The sequence below is a fragment of the Melittangium boletus DSM 14713 genome (assembly GCF_002305855.1).
Taxonomy (GTDB): Bacteria; Myxococcota; Myxococcia; order Myxococcales; family Myxococcaceae; genus Cystobacter; species Cystobacter boletus.
Window position 1 is genome coordinate 7111550 of sequence record NZ_CP022163.1, and the last position, 19325, is coordinate 7130874.

Genomic DNA, 19325 nt, shown 5'->3' on the forward strand with positions numbered 1-19325 from the left:
TCGTCATCAGCAGCCAATTTGGGGAACTGAAATGCCCGTGCCTCTGACACTCAAGGTCTTCAAGGGTGACACCCTCGTCACCTCGAAGGACTTCGAGCGCGACATCATCAAGATCGGCCGTCTCGCCTCGGCGCACCTGTGCCTGGAAGACGACAAGGTGAGCCGCATCCACTCCGTCATCGAGGTGGCCTCCGACGGCAGCCTGTCGATCATCGACATGGGCAGCGTCGAGGGCACCTACGTCAACGGCAAGCGGGTCAACAAGGGCCAGCTGTCGTTCGGCGATGAGATCAAGGTGGGTGGAACCACCATCCGCCTGGAGGACACCACGGCCATCGCCGCGGCGAACCTCTCCGTGGCCGCCGCGAGCACCTCGCCCACGCCCACGCCCGCTCCGGCCCAGACGCCGACGCCCGAGCTGGGGGCGAATCTCGCTCAGGCCGCCATCTCGCCGGCCAAGGCCGCGACGCCCGCTCCGGTGGTGACGCAGGCCGCTGCAGCGCCCGTCGCCGCGACTCCCGCGCCCGTCGCCGCGCCCAAGGCCGCCGCCCAGCCGGTGGCCGCCGCCGTGGAGACGTCGGCCGAGGCGCCCGCGCCGCGCGTGCGCCGCGTGGCGAGCAAGCGCAACGGTCCGCTCGGCCTGGGCGTGCACTTCATGTGGGGTGATCAGCGCGTGGGGGATTTCTTCCTCGCGCCGGGCCAGAAGCGTGCCTTCTCCGTGGGCAGCGCCAAGGGCGTGGACTTCATCATGGGCGACTCCAAGCTGGGCTCGGAGCGCTTCGAGGTGGTGCGCACGGACGGCCAGTCCTTCACCGTGCTCTTCACCTCCAAGATGAAGGGCGAGCTCGTGCGCAAGGGCGAGACGCACGACCTCAAGGACAAGGCGAGCGCCGAGGGTGATGCCTACGCCATCACGCTCAAGGACGACGACTTCCTCGCGGTGGACCTGGGCGGCGTGACGCTGGAGGCCTGCTTCGAGTCCGTGCCCAAGAAGGCCTGGGCGCCGGTGGGCGAGTCGGTGGACTTCTCCGTCATCAACGTCTTCCTGGTGCTCTTCTTCCTCGCGTCGATGTTCGTCATCAGCGCCAGCAACCTGGCCGCGGCGGGCGAGCAGTTCACGGACGAGCTGGCGGGCAACAACGCGCGCCTCGCCAAGCTCATCGTCAAGCCGCCCGAGACGCAGAAGAACAAGTTCCTCGAGAAGCTCAACCAGCAGAAGGCCGAGAAGCAGGCCGAGAAGGCCAAGGCCAAGAAGGAAGACACCCAGCAGGCCAAGAAGGAGGTCGTCAAGCCCACGCCCGCCAACGCCACCAAGGCGGACAAGAAGGCCGAGGCGAAGAACATGGCGGCCAAGATCTTCGGCGGCAAGGGTGGCGCCGCGAGCCTGTTCGCCGGTGGCGGCCTGGGTGGAGACCTCAAGGGCGCCATGGGCAACATGTTCGGCGCCAAGACGGGCGGCGTGAGCAACGGCCTGGTGGGCATGGGTCTGCGCGGCGGTGGCGGTGGCGGTGGCGGCGGTGACGTGGTCGGCATCGGCAGCGTGGGCACCAAGGGCCGCGCGGGTGGCGTGAGCGGCTACGGCACGGGCATGGGCAGCCTGGGCGGCACCAAGCAGAGCGTGGAGGTGGGCATCGCGGCCGAGGAGGCCACGGTGAGCGGTTCGCTCGACAAGGAACTCATCCGCCAGGTCATCCAGCGCAACCGCGGGCAGATCCGCTTCTGCTACGAGAGCCTCCTCAACCGCTTCCCGAAGCTGGGCGGCAAGGTGGCCATCCGCTTCACCATCGCGACCGAGGGCAACGTGGTGACCTCGTCCGTGGCCCAGTCCACGGCGGGCAACTCCGAGCTGGAGCAGTGCGTGGCCGGCCGTGTGCGCACCTGGACGTTCCCCAAGCCCAAGGGCGGCGGCTCCGTGGTCGTCACCTACCCGTTCATCTTCAAGGCGGCGGGCGAGTAGCCCTCCTCTGAGTGGAAACATCCAAGTGGGCGGTTCCGTTCATCCGGAGCCGCCCACTTGCTTTTTGGCGCTGGCGTCTGGGGGCCCATGGGCTAACTTCGGTTCCCGAATGAAAGCCCTTCGCCCCGTCGTCATTTGCGCCGCCCTGGCTGTTCCCGCGCTGGCTCATGCGCAGGCCGCCGGTGACAGGCCCGCCGACAACTATGAAGAAATCGAGCGTGGCCTCTATTTCTCGGTGCTCGGTGGTCCGTCCTTTGTCGTCAATCCTCCCGCGACCTCGGGTCCGCGTCCTTTCGCCGCCGGGCAGATGGCCTCGGTGGAGGTTGGCGTGGATTTCGGCGAGCGCTTGTCGCTCGGTCTGTTCGTGATGGGAGCCACCAACCGCGCGGGCTCGGAGTACACGGGCAACTCGGATGGCGCGGCCTCCGGCGACTTCTCCACCCTGGTGCCGGGCGCCGTGGCGCGCGTGCATCTGGTGGGACTCGCCGACGCGCAGGAGGTCAAGCGCACCTGGTTCTACGTGCGGGGTGGGGCGGGTTACGCCATGTTCGCGCCCAAGCAACTCCTGCCCGACTCCGACATTCTGGTGTTCCTGGGTCCGGGAGTGGAGTACTACACGCGCCTGCGCCACTTCTCGATTGGTGTCGAAGTGACGGGCAGCTTTCTGGTCAAGTCTCAGTCTTTCGGGTTCGCGCTGACGCCGAACCTTCGCTACGCGTTCTAGCGGGAGAATCACGTGCCTCAGGAGAATGGAAGCGGTGGACCACGCGGTGGTCGGGGCCCGGGCGGTGGACCCGGCCAGGGTCCTCGCCGGGATGGTCCGGGTGGGGGGTTCGGGGGTCGTGACGGTGGCCGGGGCCGGGGTGAAGGCCGCGGCGGCCGGGGCCGGGATCGGGCGGAAGGGCCCGTGGGTCCGGGTCAGCGCATCATCGCCGAGCTGAGCGGCCTGGAGAAGGCCCTGGGCAAGGGTGATCTCGTCGGCGAGAAGCAGCCGCTCGAGGCCATCGTGCGCTCGCTGCGCTCCCTGCGGGTGAAGTCGCTCGACGAGCTGGAGCTCAACGTCAAGGGTCGGCTCATGACCACGCTGCTGCGGGTGCAGCGTCAGACGAAGCCGGCCCAGCCGGAGGCTCCGTCGGAAGCGGCTCCGTCGGCCGCCGCCGAGGGCGCGGAAGCTCCCGCGGCACAGGAGGCCCCGCCGGCCGCCGCCGAGGGCGCGGAGGCTCCCGCCGCGAGCGAGGCGCCGGCGCCGGCGGCCCCGGCGGTGGACCCCGCGAAGGAGAAGTTCCAGGCCTATGGCGACGTGCTCTACCTGGTGGGCCGCGCCTGGCGTGCCGCCGGTGACGCGGAGCGTTCCTCCGCGGCGTTCGCGCTGAGTGGCCGTTCCGTCGAGCCCGAGCGTGAGGAGCCCGCCGCCGCGCGTCCCGCGAGTGAGCGTCCCGAGGGGGAGCGTCGCGAGCGGCGTGAGCGTCCCGAGGGCGAGCGGCGCGAGCGGCGTGAGCGTCCCGAGGGCGAGCGGCGCGAGCGGCGTGAGCGTCCCGAGGGCGAGCGTCGCGAGCGGCGTGAGCGTCCCGAGGGGGAGCGCCGTCCTCAGCCCGAGCTGACGGGTGATTGGCAGGAGCAGGTCAAGCAGCTCGAGGGCATGGGCCGTACCCGCGACGCGGCGCGCATGCACGAGCGCAACAACTCCTTCGCCGAGGCCACGCGCCTCTTCGAGGCGGGCGGAGATCTGAAGAGCGCGCTGCGCACGGCGCTGGCGGGCAAGGACAACGACGCCGCCCGGCGCCTCACCGCCACGGTTCCCCCCGAGCAGCTCGCCCAGGTGCTCGAGAAGGCGGGCGCCTACGAACTGCTGATGGAGATCTACATCGGCAAGGGTGACTTCGAGAACGTCGCCCGGTTGTACGAGCGGGCCCGTCAGTTCGATCAGGCGGCGCTCGCCTACGAGCGCGCGGGGAAGCTGTCCCTGGCGCGCAAGGCGTACGAGCGCTCGCGGGACTTCGCCGCGGCCAACCGCATCCGGGACCTCGAGGTGAAGGCCCTGGTGGAGCGGGGAGATCGGCTCGGAGCGGCCACCCTGCTGGTGACCGCTGGACGTCGTCAGGACGCCGTGGAGGTGCTGGGGTCGCTGCCTCCGCCCAAGGCCTTCCACTTCCTGCAGCGGCTCAAGTTGGACGAGGAGGCCAAGGCCCTCGCCCAGAAGGAGCTGGCGCGTGCCGAGGCGGAGAACAAGCCCGCTGGCCGTGCCCGGTGGTTGGAACTGCTCGGCGAGTCCGCCACCGCGGCGGCGCTCTACGAGGAGATCGGCCGCAAGGAGAAGGCCCTCGGCCTGTTCGAGCTGATCGGCCACCTGCCCAAGGCCGCGGCCCTCGCGGAGGAATTGCAGCTCCGGGATCGCGCCATCGCCCTGTACACGAAGCTCGGCGACAACGCGGGCGTGGAGCGTTCCCAGTCCCTGCCCGCCACGCCTCCCGCCAAGCGGCCGGCGGATGCCGCGGCGGCCGCCGAAGAGGCCGAAGAGACTGGGGGGGCCGAAACGCCGGTCGCCGGACAGAGCTCGTCCGCTCCTGCTACTGACGGGCAAGAAAGCCAATAAATCTCGACAGTTGGCGGGATTTACGCGATTGCGAGGGGCGGGTGGCGGGCGATAGAGTGCCGCTCTCCCGCCCCTTTCTTTTTCGCGAGGCTTTCTTTTCATGGATCTGTCGAACCTCCGCCGACCCGCCGAGCGTGGTGTCTCCGACCGGCCTTTCGCCGAGGTAGAGGCCTCTCTCGAAAAAGCGGGGCGCGTCGAGGATCTCATCCGTCTCTACGAGGGTCACGCGCGTGAGACGTCCGGCGCCGAGGCGGCGCGTGTGTTGGTTCGCGCGGGGCAGCTCGCCCAGGAGCGCTTGCGCAATCCGGCTCGCTCCGAGGAACTCCTGCGCCACGCGTTGTTGCTCGCCGAGGACCCGCGCCCCGCGCTGCTCGGATTGAAGGCCGTTCACGAGTCCCGCCAGGACACGAGCGCGCTCGTCGACGTGTTGGAGCGCCTGGGCGCGCTGAGCCAGGGGGAGGAGGCCTCGGCCTTCTTCCAGCAAGCGGCGACGTTGCACGAGCAGAAGCTCTTCCGGCGGGATCGCGCCGTGCTGTGTCTGCAGCGCGCGGTGCGCGCGATGCCGGACCGGGCCATCTTCAAGCGCGCGCGTCAGTTGCTCCTCGTCGAGGAGCGCTTCCAGCCCATCTTCGAATTGCTCGAGCGTGAGCGGACCACGTTGGGCGGCGACGGGATGGCGGAGGAGTACGCCGCGTTCTGCGAGCGGTTGGTGGAAGATCCCACCGAGCACGCGCTCGCTCAGCGGGCCCTGGCCGTGCTGCGGCAACTCGAGCCGGAGAACCCCCGCGCGGAGAAGGTCTCGCAGACGATGCAGCGCTTCGAGCAGACGTGGCGCGATCGCGCCCGCACGCTGCGCGGCATGTCGCTCGAGGAGCGGGATCGCAAGAGCGCGGCGCGGCTGTCACTGCTGGTGGCCAAGCTGCACGCGTGGTTCGAGCCGGACGTGGCGGAGAAGGTGGAGGAGGCGCTCGAGCGCTGCTTCCTGCTGTGGCCGGGGATGCCCGATGCCCTCAACCTCATCGAGCGTCTCGCCGAGCGCAAGGGGGACTTCGGTCCGGCCCAGGAGTGGCTGGAGGGACTGGCCACGGATGCTCGCGAGCGGAGTGTCCAGGCGGAGTTGTGGCTGCGGCTGGGGACCCTGCGCCTCACGCGGCTCAACGACTCGGCCGGAGCGCTCGCCGCCTTCGAGAAGGCCACGTCCGTGGACCCCTCTCGCGCGGACGTGGCGAGCCTCGGCGCGGAGTTGCTGCTGGAGCAGGAGCGCGCCGAGGACGCGCTCGCCATGTTGGAGCGCTCCCTGGGCTCGGTGAAGGATCGGGCGACGCAGGTGTCCTTGCGCCTGCGGTTGGCGGAACTCTGCCTGCAGCTGAGGAATGGGCCCGCGATGCGCGCCCACCTGGAGACGGTGCTCAAGTTGGAGCCCTTCAACGCCCAGGCGGCCTTCCTTCTCGCCCGGCTCCTGGCGGACCAGGAGGAACTCGCGGCACTGGAGCCCTTGCTGGACCTGGCGATGCTCGCGCCTCGCTCGCGCTCCGAGCGCGTGGCGCTTTGCGAGACGCTGGCGGCCCTCTACGAGGAGGCGGATGACGCGCGGGGCGCCTTCGAGGTGCTGGCGCGCGCCCTCGCGCTGGAGCCCGCCCGTCCCCTGCTGCTCGAGTCGGTGGTGGAGAACGCGAACAAGGCGCACGCGGAGCCCGCGCTCGCGACGGCGCTGCGGCGGGCGGCCCTGGTCGCGCTGCCTCCCGAGGCGGCCATTCCGCTCTGGCGCCACCTCGCCCAGTTGCTGCAGGGGCCGCTGGCGGACCCCGCGGGGGCCGAGGCCGCCTGGAAGGAAGTGCTCGCGCGCGCTCCGGGTGACAGTGCCGCGCAGGAGGCGGTGCGCGCGCTGCGTGCCGCCGCGGCGATCTCGGCGGATCCCAAGCTGCGCCTGGAGGCCGAGCTGGTCCGGCGCGAGGCCGAGGGCGCGACGCCCGCCGAGCTGGAGCCGACGGTTCGCGAGCTGGTGAAGCTCGCTCCGGACGACCTGGCCGGTCTGCGGCGTCTGCAGATGGTGTGCGCGGCGGTGTCGAAGGTCGAGGAGGCCGCGGAGCTGGCCGGACGGCTCGCGAAGCTGGCCGAGACCCAGGTGGAGCGCAGCGACTGGTCCTCGCGTCAGGCGCGCCTCTTCGCCGAGCGGCTCAACCGCCCGCAGGAGGCCGCGGCCCTCTTCCTCCAGCTCCTCTCGGAGAACGTGTCCACGGGCGTGGTGCTGGGTGGGCTCGAGCGGCTCATGGCGGCCAAGGTGCGCACGGCGGAGATCGCCGAGGCGCTCGCCCGTCACTATGGCCGTCAGGGAGACCCCCAGCGGCAGGCCTCCGCGCTCCTGCAGCAGCTCGAGGTCACGACGGACGGGGCGGTGCGGCAGCGGCTGTTCGCCCAGATCGCCAACCTCCAGGAGACGCAACTCGCGGATGGACGCTCGGCGTTCGACCTGCGCGTGAAGGCGTTGCGCGAGACGCCCACGGACGAGGTGAACCGCGCCGAGCTGGCGCGTCTGGCGCGGGAGCTGTCCGCCCACGCCGAGCTGGTGCGCGTGTTGCGCGCCCTGGCGGGCGAGACGGAGACTCCGGCGCTCGCCGTTCAACTGCTCTCCGAGACCTCGAAGCTGGCCGAGGAGTCCAACGCCCTTCCGGAAGCCATTGGCGCGCTGGAGGCGGCGCTGCAGCGGGTGCCCGAATCGTCCGATGTCCTGGGCCGGCTCATCGCCCTGTACACCAAGGCGGGTCGGGCGGCGGAGGCGGACGCCCTCCTGCGCAAGCGCATCCTGACGGCCACTCGCGCGGAGAAGGTCGAGCTGTTGATGCAGCTCGTGGACCTCAACGCGGGCCTGGGTCGTCCGCTGCAGGCCGCCGAGGCGCTGCAGTCCGCCATCCAGTCCGGCGCGGACGAGGTGCGCCACCTGCCGCTGCTGGCCGAGCTGTACGAGAAGGCGGACCGCAAGCCCGAGTGGGGTGAGGTGCTCGCCCGGCAGATCGCGCTCGCGGAGGACGCGGGGGACCTGGACCGGGTGGCGCGCCTGACGCTCAAGCGCTCGCAGGTCCTGCAGGACTCCCAGGGAGATCTCACGGACGTGGTGCGCCGCTTCTCGGACATCCTCCGTCAGCGCCCCTCCGACGCGGAGGCCCGCGCCGAACTCGAGGGAATGCTGGGAGAGGGGGCGTCTCGCGAGGAGGCGGCGCGGGCGCTCATCCCCGCTTACGAGTCCACGAAGGATCACCGCAAGCTGGTCGCCGCGCTGGAGGTGCTCGCCGAGGTGGCGCGTGAGGACTCCGCGCGCGTGCTGGCGCTGCGCCAGACCGCGCAGGTGTACTTGAGCCAGTTGCGTCAGCCGGAGCTGGCTTTCGCCTCGCTCGCCCGGGCCCTGCGACTGGCGCCGGGGGATGCCGCGCTGCGCGCCGCCGCGCGTCAGGCCGCCGAGGACGCGGACTCGCTGGATGCCTACGCGGAAATCCTCATCGAGCTCACCGAGGAAGGGAGCTCGGACTCCGTTCGCGTGGGTCTGCTGCGCGAGCTGGCCGAGGTCCAGGAGAAGAAGCTCGACGATCGCGCCGCGGCCTTGAAGTCCCTGCGGGCCCTGTTGGTGCTCGAGCCGGGCAGCCTCGACTGCCTGCGCGCGCTGCAGCGCCTGCACCGCGCGGGCGAGGAGTGGGCCGCGCTCGCCGAGGTGTTGGAGAAGCTCGCCGCCGCCGCGTCCGAGCCGTCCGAGCAGCTCGCGCACCTGCGAGAGGCCGCCCTGCTGCATGAGTCGAAGCTCTCCGACTCGGAGAGCGCCGCCAATGCGTGGCGTGTCATCGCCGAGAAGGATCCGCTCCAGCGCGAGGCAGCCGCTTCCCTGGATCGGCTCTACACGGAGCTGAGCCGCCCGAAGGATCTCGCATGGGCGCTCGGCCTGCGGCGCACGCAGGAAGGGCAGAGCCCCCAGGGCCGCGAGGTCTCGTTCCGGCTCGCGGAGCTGCTGCGCACCGCGTTGGGAGATCCCCACGCCGCGCTCCAGCTCTACCAGGGCATCCTCTCGGAGGATCCCGGCCATCCCGGTGCCCGTTCGGCGCTCGAGGAGTGGGTGAAGGCCGCCGTGCCCATGAGCGCGGGCGCGCTGGAGGTGTTGGATCCCGTGCTGGCGCGGCTCGGAGATCATGCCCGGCGCGTGGCGCTGCGCGAGACGCGTCTGGAGTCCGCGCTCAGCGCGGAGAAGGTCCAGCTCACCGCGGACATCCGCCGCATCTACGAGCAGGACATGCATCAGCCGTCGCTCGCCTTCATGGCGGCGGTGAAGGCCTTCTCCCAGGGCGTGGAGCGCGAGGCGCTTCGACCCGAGCTGGAACGGCTCGCGCGGGAGACGGGCTCTCACGAGATGCTGGCCGAGCTGTACGAGGAAGCCGCGCTGGATCTGCCTCGGGGAGACCCGGCGGCGCTCGGCATGTTGCGGCGCTCCGCGGAACTGCGCGAGCAGATGGGCCAGACGGAGGAGGCCACGGGAGTCTGGAAGCGGGTCCTCGAGGACGCGCCCCAGGATCGCCAGGCACTCGAGATGCTGTCGCGCCTGTATGAGCGGGGCCAGAACGCCAAGAGCCTGTCCGAGGTCTACGCCGCCCAGTCGGCGCTGGCCACGGAGCCGGAGGCGCGGCGCGCCCTGTTGGTGAAGGCGGGCGAGGCCTATGCCGCCGCGGGCGACGACGCCAAGGCCATCGAGACGTGGCGCTCGGCGCTGGCCATCCGCAAGGCGGACGACGGGTTGCTCGCGCTGGACAAGCTGTTCGCCAAGACGCGGCGCCCGCTGGAGCAGGCGGACGTGTTGGATCAGCTCGCGGAGCTGGCCACGGACAACGAGTCGCGCCGGGGATTCGTCCTCCGCCGCGCGCAGCTGTTGGAGAAGGAAGGCAGCCACGCCGAGGCGTTGAGCGCCTACCGCGCCCTGATGGGCCTGGCGCCCGGGGATCCGCAGGCCGTCGCCGGTCTGGAGCGCATGCTTCAGCTCGAGGCGCAGCGGGTGGAGGCGGCTCGGTTGTTGGAGCCCGTCCACCGTGGCCTCAACGACACGCGCAAGCTGGTGGAGGTGCTCGAGATCCTCCTGCCTGGCACGCAGCCCGCGCTGCGGTTGGAGCGGGTGCAGGAGATCGCCACCTTGCGTGAGGCGCTGGGACAGACGTCCCTCGCCTTCGCCGCGCGGCTGCGTGCCTTCAATGAGGCTCCGCAGGCCGAGGGTGTGTGCGATGACCTGGAACGGCTCGCGGCCGACTCAGGCTCCTTCGAGGATGTGGCGGCGGCCTACGAGGATCAGCTCGATCGTGGGAGCACCGAGCCCCTGGCGGGCGATCTCTGGCGGCGGCTCGCGGCCATCTACGACGGGCGCCTCAAGCGCTACGATCTGGCGGTGCGCGCGTTGGAGGAAGTCAGCCGGCGCGATCCCAAGGACAAGCAGGTGCTGGAGTCGATCGCCCGCGTGCACCGCCGCACGGGCGCGCATCGGGAGCTGGCGCTGGTGATGCGCCGGCAGGTCGCCGCCGAGCCGTCCGTGCCCGCCCAGGTGAACCTGCTCTTCGAGCTGGCGCACCTGGCCGAGGAGACGCTTTCCGACAAGGCGCTCGCGGCGCAGACGTACCGCGACGTGTTGGAGCGCCGTCCGGAGGACGCCAACGCCTTCAAGCTGCTGGGCCGTGTGCTCACGCAGATGGAGCGCTGGCCGGAGCTGGCGCAGCACATCGAGCGGGAGAGCCAACTGGCCGACGCGCGCAATGCCCTGGAAGAGGGCAGTGATCTGCGCGTGCGCCTGGGCCGTCTCAAGTTCAGCCGCCTGGATGATCCGCGTGGCGCGCTGGAGCTGTACCAGGAGGTGCTGCGCCGCCGGGCGGGCCATGCCGGAGCGGTGGGTGCCCTGGAGGAGATGGCGCGCTCGGACAGCCCGTTGCGTGGCCAGGCGGCCCTGGCGCTCGAGCCAGTGTTCGCGGCGGTGGGAGACCACCTCAAGCAGGTGCAGATGCTGGAGTCGCGCGTCTCCGCCGAGCCCGTTCCCCAGGAGCGTTCGGTGCTGCTGCGCCGCATCGCGGAGACGTACGCGGGACCGCTGGAGAACGTGGAGATGGCCTTCTTGTCGGCCACCCGCGCGCTGCGCGAGATGCCGGATGATTCGCGCACGCTCGAACTCTGCCTCTCGCTGGTGGACAAGGCCGGGGCCGCGGAGGAGTTCGCGGCGATTCTGTCCGAGATCGCTCCCCGGGCTGGCGACGCGGCTCGCTCCGAGTTGTACCGCGCCCTGGCCCGGTTGCAGGCGCGCCTGGGCGAGGACGACGAGGCCCTGGCCTCGTGGCGCAAGGTGCTGACGATCAGCCCCACGGACACGGAGGCGCTCGACAGCGTGGTGCGGCTGGTGTCCGAGCAGGGCACGCCCCAGGAGTTGCTGGAGGTGCTGCGGCGCCAGCTCGCGAGCGCCGAGGAGCCCGCCCGCCGGGCGTCGGTGCTGTTGCAGATCGCCGTGCTGCAGGAGGCGGAGCTCCAGGATGGCCTGGGCGCGCTGGCCACCTTGCGGCGCTTGCTGGACGTGAAGCCGGACGACGCCGCGGCGCTCACGCGGATGGACGGCCTGTGCCAGAAGCTGGAGCGCTGGCCGGAGCTGGCGGACGTGCTCGCCCGGCGCATCGCGCTCGTGTCGCCCGAGGAGGGACTGGAGCTGAAGTTCCGCCTCGCCGTGGTCCGCGAGACGAAGCTGCTGGACAAGGCGGGCGCGCTGGCGCTCTACGGCGAAGTGCTCTCCGTGCAGCCGAATCACGCGGGCACGGTGGGCCGCCTGGACGCGATGGTGACCCGCGAGCCGCAGAACCTGCTCGCGGTGGAGACGCTGCTGCGCGCCTTCCGCGAGAGCGGGGACGCGACGCGGCTCGCCTCGCTCATCGAAACGCGCGTGGGCGTGTCTCCGGACGCGCACGAGCGCAAGACGCTGCTCGGTGAGTTGGCCACGCTGCGCGAGAGCCAGGGCGAGCCGGAACTCGCCTTCCTGGCGCTCTTCCGCTCCTTCAAGGGGGACCCGAACGACCGCGAGCTGCGCGTGCGGCTGGAGAACGCCACGGACGCGGCGGGCTCGTACGACGAGCTGGTGGTGGCCTACGAGGAAGCGCTGCCGCGCGTGGCCGAGGTGCGGGACGCGGCGGAGATGTGCATCAAGCTGGGCCAGCTCTTCGAGTCGCGGCTGCGCGAGCCCGAGCGCGCCGTCGTCTACTACGAGCGCGCTCGCAAGCTGGACTCCTCGTCGCAGCACAAGGCGCTGGCCGCGTTGGATCGGCTGTACATCACGCTGGAGGCCTGGGAGGAGCTGGCTCCCGTGCTGGAGGCCCTCGCCTCCACGGCGGAGCAGACGGCGGACAAGGTGGGCTTCCTCTTCCGCCTGGGTCAGCTCACCCAGGAGAAGCTGCACAGCATGGATCGCGCGGCGTCCGCGTTCGAGCAGGTGCTGGCGCTGGATGGCGCGCACCTCGCGTCGGCGCGGCTGCTCGAGAGCCTCTACGACTCGGCCGGGGCGCACGACAAGCTGTACAACATCCTGAAGCTGCAGTCCGAGCGGGTCACGGGTCCCGAGCGCGAGCGGGTCCTCACGCGCATGGCGCAGGTGTCGGCCGAGGGGCTGGAGGACCTGGGCGGCGCCATCAACCTGTACCGCGAGCTGCTGGCGAAGAACGCGCGCAACGAGCAGGCGTTCTCCTCGCTGGAGGCGTTGTACGAGCGGGCGGGCCGTCACGAGGAGCTGCGCGCGCTGTTGGCGGACCGTCTGGCGCAGACGCTGGATCCGCGCGAGGTGGTGCGGCTCAACGAGCGGCTGGGCCAGGTGTTGTACCGCCTGCTCAAGCAGCCCGAGGCGGCGGTGAGCTACCTCAAGGCCGCGCTGGAGCGAGACCCCCGGCACCGGGGCGTGCTGGACACGCTGCGTGAGCTGTACGAGGAGACGGGACCGGCGGAGGAGCTGGTGGGCATCCTGCGGCGGCTCGTGCCGTTGCAGGAGTCGGCCGAGGGCGTGAAGGTCTTGCGCCTGCGGCTGGCCGAGGTGCTCTCGGGCGTGGGTCGCCGCGAGGAGGCCTTGGACGCGGCCCGCCGCGCGCTGGAAGTGGAGCCCCACGCGGTCGTGGACCTGGAGCGGGTCCACACGCTCTTTGTCTCCCTGCGGGCCTACAACGACGCGGTGCGCGCGCTCGAGTTGAAGGTGCAGGTGCACCTGCAAACCGAGGAGCGCGACCAGGCGGTGGCCACGTGGTTCGCGGTGGCGGACCTCTGGGCGGGCGCGGGCAACAAGCCCGAGCTGGCGGCGGGCGCGTTGGAGAAGGTGCTGGAGCTGGATCCGGCCCACCGCACCGCCTATGAGCGCGCGTGCGGCCTCTACCGCGCGAACAACGACTGGCGGGCCTACGCGCAGGTGGTGGATCGCTACCTGCCGCACCTCGTCACGGAAGAGGAGAAGCTGGCCACCCTCAAGGAGCTGGCGAGGGTGCAGGAGGAGCGCCTGGGCCAGAAGGACGTGGCCTTCCTGGCGCTCTGCCGCGCGCTGCAGATCGACGCCGCGGACGACACGCTGCGCGAGGAGGTGGAGCGGCTCGCCGACGAGACGGGTTCTCACGAGGAACTCGCCGCCGTCTACGAGGAGGTGGCGGATGCCCTGCCGCGAGGCCCTCTCGCCGAGCGCATGTACGCCACGCTGGCGCGCGTCCAGGACCTGAAGCTGGATGACGCGCAGGCGGCGGAAGCGGCGCTGCGGAAGATCCTGGAGTTCGATCCGACGAACGTCACGGCGCTCGACGGACTGGCCGGGATGTTCCAGCGCCGTGGCCGCGAGCGCGAGTACGTGGTGGCGCTCGAGCAGAAGATCGAGGCCGCGGACTCCATCGAGACGCGCAAGTCCATCCTCCGGGAGATCGCCCGGGTCCAGGACGAGCAGGGCGAGCCGGACGAGGCCGCGAGCGCGCTCCTGCGGGCGTTGGAGCTGGAGCCGGACGCCGAGACGCTGGGCGTGCTCACCGCGCTCTATCGTCGCCAGAAGGCCTGGAAGGACGTGGCGGCCACGCTGTTGCGGGCGCGCGACCTGGCGGCCACCGTCGAGGAGCGGGCCCGCATCCAGATCGAGATCGCGAGCGTCTACGAGCGGGACATCGGTGATGACGAACCCGCGGTGGTCGCCTACCGGCAGGCGCTCGAGTTCGAGCCCTACAACCTCCAGGCCCTGGAGTCGTTGGAGCGGCTGCACACGCGGTTGGATCAGCCGGCGGAACTGCTGGCCATCTACGAGCGCATGTTGGAGGTCATCTCCGACTACCGCGAGCGGGTGCGGGTGCTGTTCCGCTCGGCGAGCATCTGGGAGGACACGTACCAGAACCCGGCCAACGCGGACGCCTTCATCGAGGGCGTGCTCGCCATCGATCCGCAGAACCTGCAAGCCATCAAGACCCTCATCCGCCTGCGCCGCGTGCAGGGGCGGTGGGAGGAGCTGGTGGTCGCCTACGAGCGGCAGCTGCAACTGGCCACGTCGACGCAGGAGCAGGCCGAGCTCTATGTGGAGATCGGCAACGTCTACCACCAGCAGCTCAAGCAGGTGGACCGGGCGGTGAACACGTACCACTACGCGCTGGGCATGGATCCAGGCTGCCGGCCCGCGCTGCATGCGCTCGGCAACCTCTACGAGCGCAGCGGCAACTGGCCCTACGCGCTGGATGTGCTGCAGCAGGAGGCGCAGCTCGCGGGGCACACGCCCGAGGCGGTGGAGCTGTACTACCGCATGGGACGGATGCACGAGGACATGCTGATGGACACGGGCAGTGCGCGTGCGAGCTATCAGCAGGCCATCGCCATCGACCCGGGTCACCTGGCCAGCATCCGAGCCCTCAAGGGCATCCAGGAGCAGGAGAAGGACTGGGGCGGCTACGAGCAGTCCCTGTTGCAGGAGGCACATCAGACCGAGGACGCCGAGGCCAAGGCGCGCGCGCTGCTCGAGGTGGCGCGCTACAACGCCGAGACGAAGGGCGATCCGGAGACGGCCACGCAGTACTACGAGGAGACGCTGCGCTACGCCCCGGACAGCCTGGAGGCGGCTCAGCCCTTGTCGGAGGTCTACAGCGCCCGCGAGGACTGGGTGGCTTGCGAGCGGATGCTCGACATCGTGGTGCGCCGCCTGGCCGAGCGGGCCATCGCGGAGAAGGACACCGGACTGGCCGCGGAGCTGTGCCGTCAGCTCTACCGGTTGGGCTACGTCGCGGACAAGATGGGCAACCGGGACAAGGCGCTCGACTCGTACAAGAAGGCCTACGATCTCGATGCCACGTATCTGCCGGTGCTCGAGGGCTACGGCCATCTGCTCGTGCAGCACGCGAAGCGCTACGAGGACGCGCTGCGCATCTTCCAGACCATCCTCATCCACCACCGGGAGGATCTCACCGACATGGAGGTGGTGGAGGTCTACTGGCAGCTGGGAGACATCCACGCGAAGCTGAACCAGACGGACCGGGCGCAGAACCACTTCGAGAAGGCGCTCGCGGTGGACTCCAACCATGAGGCCTCCTTGCGCGCGCTGGTGGCGCTCATGGATGCGTCGGGGCGGTGGGAGCGCGCGGGCGATCTCCGCCAGCAGCTCGCCCAGGTGCTGGAAGGAGAGGCCAAGGCGCGGGTCTTCCTCGAGCTGGGTCAGCTCTCGCGCGAGAAGTTGAAGGATCCGTATCAGGCCATCGACGCGTACAACGGGGCGCTCAAGCTGCTGCCGGAATCGCTCGAGGTGCTGGACGCGCTGTACGTGCTGCTGCGCGAGACGCGCCAGGGCCAGAAGGCCGCGGACATGCTGTCGCGCATGTTGCGGTTGCCGGCGCTGGCGTCCGAGCCAAGCAAGGCCCGGCGGGTGTGGTTCGCGCTCGGAGAGTTGCGCCGGGATGAACTGCGCGACGTGGACGGCGCGGCCGAGGCCTTCAACACGGCGCTGGACCTGGATCACCGCTTCATCGAGGCCTTCAGCGCGCTCGAGGCGATGCTGGGTGGCGCGGGCCAGTGGAGGGCGCTGGAGGAGAACTACGTGAAGATGATCGGGCGCATGCCGAAGACGCCCGACACGCACGGGGCGCGCATGGGCCTGTGGCGGGCGCTGGGCGATCTCTATCGTCAGGTGCTCAAGAACCAGGAGAACGCGGTGGCGGCCTACGGGCTCGTCGCCAAGGGCCTGCCGGACGATGCCTCCGTGCAGGAGATCTACGCCGAGCTGGCCGCGGCTTCTCCGGGCAAGGAGGACGAGGCCATCGCGGCGTTGCGCCGTGCCCTCCCGCACACCTCGGATGCGCAAAAGGTGTGCTCGCAACTGGTGCGTCTGTCCGCGCTGCGCAGGGACTACGATGGTGCGTGGATGGCCGCGCAGGCCGTGGCCGGGCTGCTCGGCGAGGCGGGGGATGACGAGAAGGAGATCCTCTCCAAGCTGGGGCCCTACGCGAAGCTCAAGGAGGTGGCTCAGCGGCCGCTACCCGATCGCATGTGGCAGTCGCATCTGCTGCATCCCCGGCTTCGCGGGCCCTTCACCGAGATGATGGGCCTGCTGTTCGAGCAGATCGGGCATCTGTACGCGGTGCCCTTCACGAACTATCAGCTCGTGCCCAAGAAGCACCGCATCGACCTGCCGAGCTCGCAGGAGTTCCTCGTCCAGCACTACCGGTACGTGGCGCGTCTCTTCGGCATGGACGCGGTGGAGTTGTACTCGCCGCACCTGGTGGCCCGGCGCGAGAACATGGCCAAACGCTCCAACGAGCCGACGCCGGATCCTCGCCTCAACCTGGAGGTGCTGCAGACGCACCCCGCGTGCATCCGCGCGGGTGGGCGCTTCTTCGCCGAGCAGGGGCAGAAGGAGGCGTACTACATGCTGGGCCGGGCGTTCGCGCTGGTGCGGCCGGAACTGGCCTGGAGTCAGCGGCTGGCGCCGGAGCGGCTCGAGGTGGTGATTCAAGCCGCGCTCAGCCTGGTGGTGCCGAACCTGCGCCTCACGGTGGACCCCCGCGCGGTGGACGCCGAGCGCCGGGGCCTGGAGAAGGGCTTCAGCGAGCAGGGCCGCGCGGCGCTGGCGAAGGTGGCTCGAGTCTACGTGCCGGTGGCCACGCCCGCGGATGTCCGCCAGTATTTCGAGTACGTGGAACTGACGGCGGCGCGCGCGGGCCTCTTCGCCGCGGGTGAGTGCGAGCCCGTCAAGCGCATGGTGTTGGAGGAGACCGGCTCGGCCTTTCGGGTGACGCCGAAGGCGAAGCTGAGGGAGTTGCTCCTGTTCGCCACGTCCGAGGAGCTGCGCGAGCTGCGTGTCGCGATAGGTACGGACGTGGAGGTTCAGGTGAGAAAGTAGCTGTGCGATGAGGAGTGAGCGTGAGATCCAATCCGGAGTTCGCGCGTTGAACCAGCGACCGGGCGGGCAAGAGCGGCATCCTTGACCCCCCCGGACGCCACCTCTACGATTCCAACGGGTTTTCTCCCGTTATTCCTGAGACTTGCGGGGAACGATGCGTTTCGTCTGCGACAGCTGCCGCGCGCAGTATTCGATTAGCGACGACAAGGTTGGCGCCAAGGGCGTCAAGGTGCGTTGCAAGAAGTGTGGCCACAACATCGTGGTGCGCTCCGCCGGTTCGGCACCGGCGAAGGATGAAGGGACGGCCGGTGAGGCCGCCAGTGGTTCGGCGTCGTCCCAGGGTTCGTCGAACGAGGGCTTCGGCTTGCCGGCGACCTTGGGCACGCCTCCCGAGGGAGGCATCTTCGGCGGTGTCGAGGATGATGAGATCGGCGCCGTGTTCGACCAGGTGCTCAACTCGGGTTCGCACAAGGTACCTCCGGGCGAAGCGGGGGATGGCCCCGCGCAACTGGATGCGTCGGCGGTGTCGGATGCGAGCGACGCGGTGCGCAAGCTCGCGGAGGCCGAGGCGAGCAGCACCAAGCCGGCGACCTCGCACGAGTGGTTCGTCGCCATCGACGAGAAGCAGGTGGGTCCGCTCACCATGGAGAAGGTGAAGGAGCACTGGGAGAAGGGCGAGGTCGGTCCGGACAGCCTGTGCTGGCGCGCGGGCTTCAGCGATTGGATTCCGCTTTCCGAGGCCACGGAGCTGGCGTCGGTGCTGGCGCCGCGTCCGACTCGGCCGGTCATCGTGGAGCCCACGCCCGTGGCGTCGTCTTCGTCGGCGTCTTCGGGCCCGGTGGAGTCCGCGTTCAGCGCGGGTGGCTCGTCGAAGTCCGGCCGGGCCGAAACACCCGCGCCCGTGGCTCCGTCCGCACAGGACTCGGGCTGGAAGCCCTCGGCGGCGAGCGTGCTGGCCTCGTTGGTGAAGGAGGAGAACGAGGCGCTGTCGAAGCCCGCGGCCAAGTCTTCCGTGTCCGAGGAAAAGGCGAAGCCCGCCTCCTCGGGGTTGCTCGATGTGCCGCCGCCTGACGCGGGTGCGGCCAAGAGCCCGTTGTTGGCGGAGACGCCGGCTCCCGCGCCGTACATGCAGCCGGCTCCGGCGCCAGGCTACGCGCCACCCGCGCCCCAGGGCTATCCGCAGCAGCCCATGCCTCAGCAGTACGCGCCGCCCCAGGGCTACGCTCCGCCTCCGGCCTATCCCGGCTATCCGCCCCAGGCGGCGCCCAAGCAGGGGGGGAAGACGGGGATGGTGATTGGCATCGCGGCGGGCGCGCTGTTGATGATTGGCGGCGTTGGCTTCTTCCTGGCGTCTCGTCCTTCGGACCCGCCTCCCACGCCCCAGCCCGTGGCCCAGGCTCCAGCGCCCGCTCCGGTGAAGCCCGCGGAGGTGCCCGCGACCCCTCCGCCCACTGCGGTGGCCACCGCGCCGACTCCTGCCCCAGCTCCGGCGGGAACGCCACCAACGCCCGCGGCCACCGCGCCCGCGACGGCACCCTCCACGCCCCCGGCGGTGGCGGCCGTGGCGACGCCTCCTCCGGCGACGCCTCCGCCCGCCAGCGAGCCGGTGAAGCCCGCCGAGGAGCCCAAGGCTCCGCCGCAGCAGGTGGCTCGCGCGGAGCTCCCGGATCGAAGTGGCTCCAAGCGAGGTTCTTCGCCGAGCCGTTCTTCGTCTTCGCGGGGTTCGAGCGACGACGACGCCGAGGAGATCTCGGCGCGCTCCAAGCCCGCGGCGAAGAGCAGCGGGGGAGGGAACGCGGATGACGAATTCGATGAGCTGTTTGGCACGAAGAAGGCCAGTGCCAAGAGTGGCGGGTCAGCGAATGGCCGTACGGCCTACATTCCGCCCGAGCCTGGCGGAGGTGGCGCCACGGTCGAACGCCTCGGGCAGTCGGACATCATGCAGGTGGTGCTGAGCAACAAGCCCGCCATCGTGAAGTGTGTGGGTGAGCAGAAGAAGAAGGACCCGGGCCTGAGCGGCAAGCTGGTGATGCGCTGGACGATCCAGACCAACGGCAAGACGAAGAACGTGTCCTGCCAGACAGGTGAGTTCCGCTCGACTTACATGGCTTCCTGCATCTCCGGGTTGATCAAGGGATGGAACTTCCCGAAGCACAAGGTCGAGGGGGATCCCATCGATTTCCCGTTTACGTTCTAACAACCCATTCAAGGGGAACAGTCACGTACGACACAGATATCTCGTACGGCTGTTCCTCTTGAGGGGAGTGAATGTCCCTCTGGACGGAGCGTCGGAATCGCGTGTCGACAATCGTTGACACGCCTGGAGTGGCGGGACTAAGCCCCGCGCTGCAGGACGAGGGGGCCTTGAGAGGCCGGCGGCCCGCCTCACGCGATGTATCCCTTCA

Annotated in this window: 5 protein-coding genes; all 5 read left to right on the forward strand. The window is 70.2% G+C overall.

Annotation, left to right across the window (positions count from 1 at the left end):
• Positions 1–31: 31 nt before the first annotated feature.
• The 5 genes from gltG to gltJ all read left to right on the forward strand — a co-directional run bounded on the left by gltG (position 32) and on the right by gltJ (position 19117).
• Positions 32–1957 (forward strand): adventurous gliding motility protein GltG, encoded by a 1926-nt coding sequence (gene gltG, locus MEBOL_RS29725; protein WP_095980599.1) that lies wholly within the window; start codon positions 32–34, stop codon positions 1955–1957.
• A gap of 109 nt (positions 1958–2066) precedes the next feature.
• Positions 2067–2681: an adventurous gliding motility protein CglE gene (gene cglE / locus MEBOL_RS29730; RefSeq protein ID WP_095980600.1), complete on the forward strand. Its 615-nt coding sequence runs from the start codon at positions 2067–2069 to the stop codon at positions 2679–2681.
• Between the two features lie 183 nt (positions 2682–2864).
• Positions 2865–4550 (forward strand): CLH domain-containing protein, encoded by a 1686-nt coding sequence (locus tag MEBOL_RS29735; RefSeq protein WP_245918951.1) that lies wholly within the window; start codon positions 2865–2867, stop codon positions 4548–4550.
• A gap of 100 nt (positions 4551–4650) precedes the next feature.
• On the forward strand, positions 4651–16920 hold the full coding sequence (locus MEBOL_RS29740; RefSeq protein WP_095980602.1) for a tetratricopeptide repeat protein: 12270 nt from the start codon (positions 4651–4653) through the stop codon (positions 16918–16920).
• A 154-nt stretch (positions 16921–17074) separates the two neighbouring features.
• Complete coding sequence (gene gltJ / locus MEBOL_RS29745) at positions 17075–19117, forward strand: adventurous gliding motility protein GltJ (RefSeq protein WP_095980603.1); 2043 nt, start codon at positions 17075–17077, stop codon at positions 19115–19117.
• The last annotated feature ends 208 nt before the right edge of the window (positions 19118–19325 follow it).

Bases quoted from the DNA above. Each gene is read 5' to 3' on its own strand.
- gltJ (WP_095980603.1), top strand. From the start codon at position 17,075: ATGCGTTTCGTCTGCGACAGCTGCCGCGCGCAGTATTCGATTAGCGAC.
- gltG (WP_095980599.1), top strand. From the start codon at position 32: ATGCCCGTGCCTCTGACACTCAAGGTCTTCAAGGGTGACACCCTCGTC.
- cglE (WP_095980600.1), top strand. From the start codon at position 2,067: ATGAAAGCCCTTCGCCCCGTCGTCATTTGCGCCGCCCTGGCTGTTCCC.
- MEBOL_RS29740 (WP_095980602.1), top strand. From the start codon at position 4,651: ATGGATCTGTCGAACCTCCGCCGACCCGCCGAGCGTGGTGTCTCCGAC.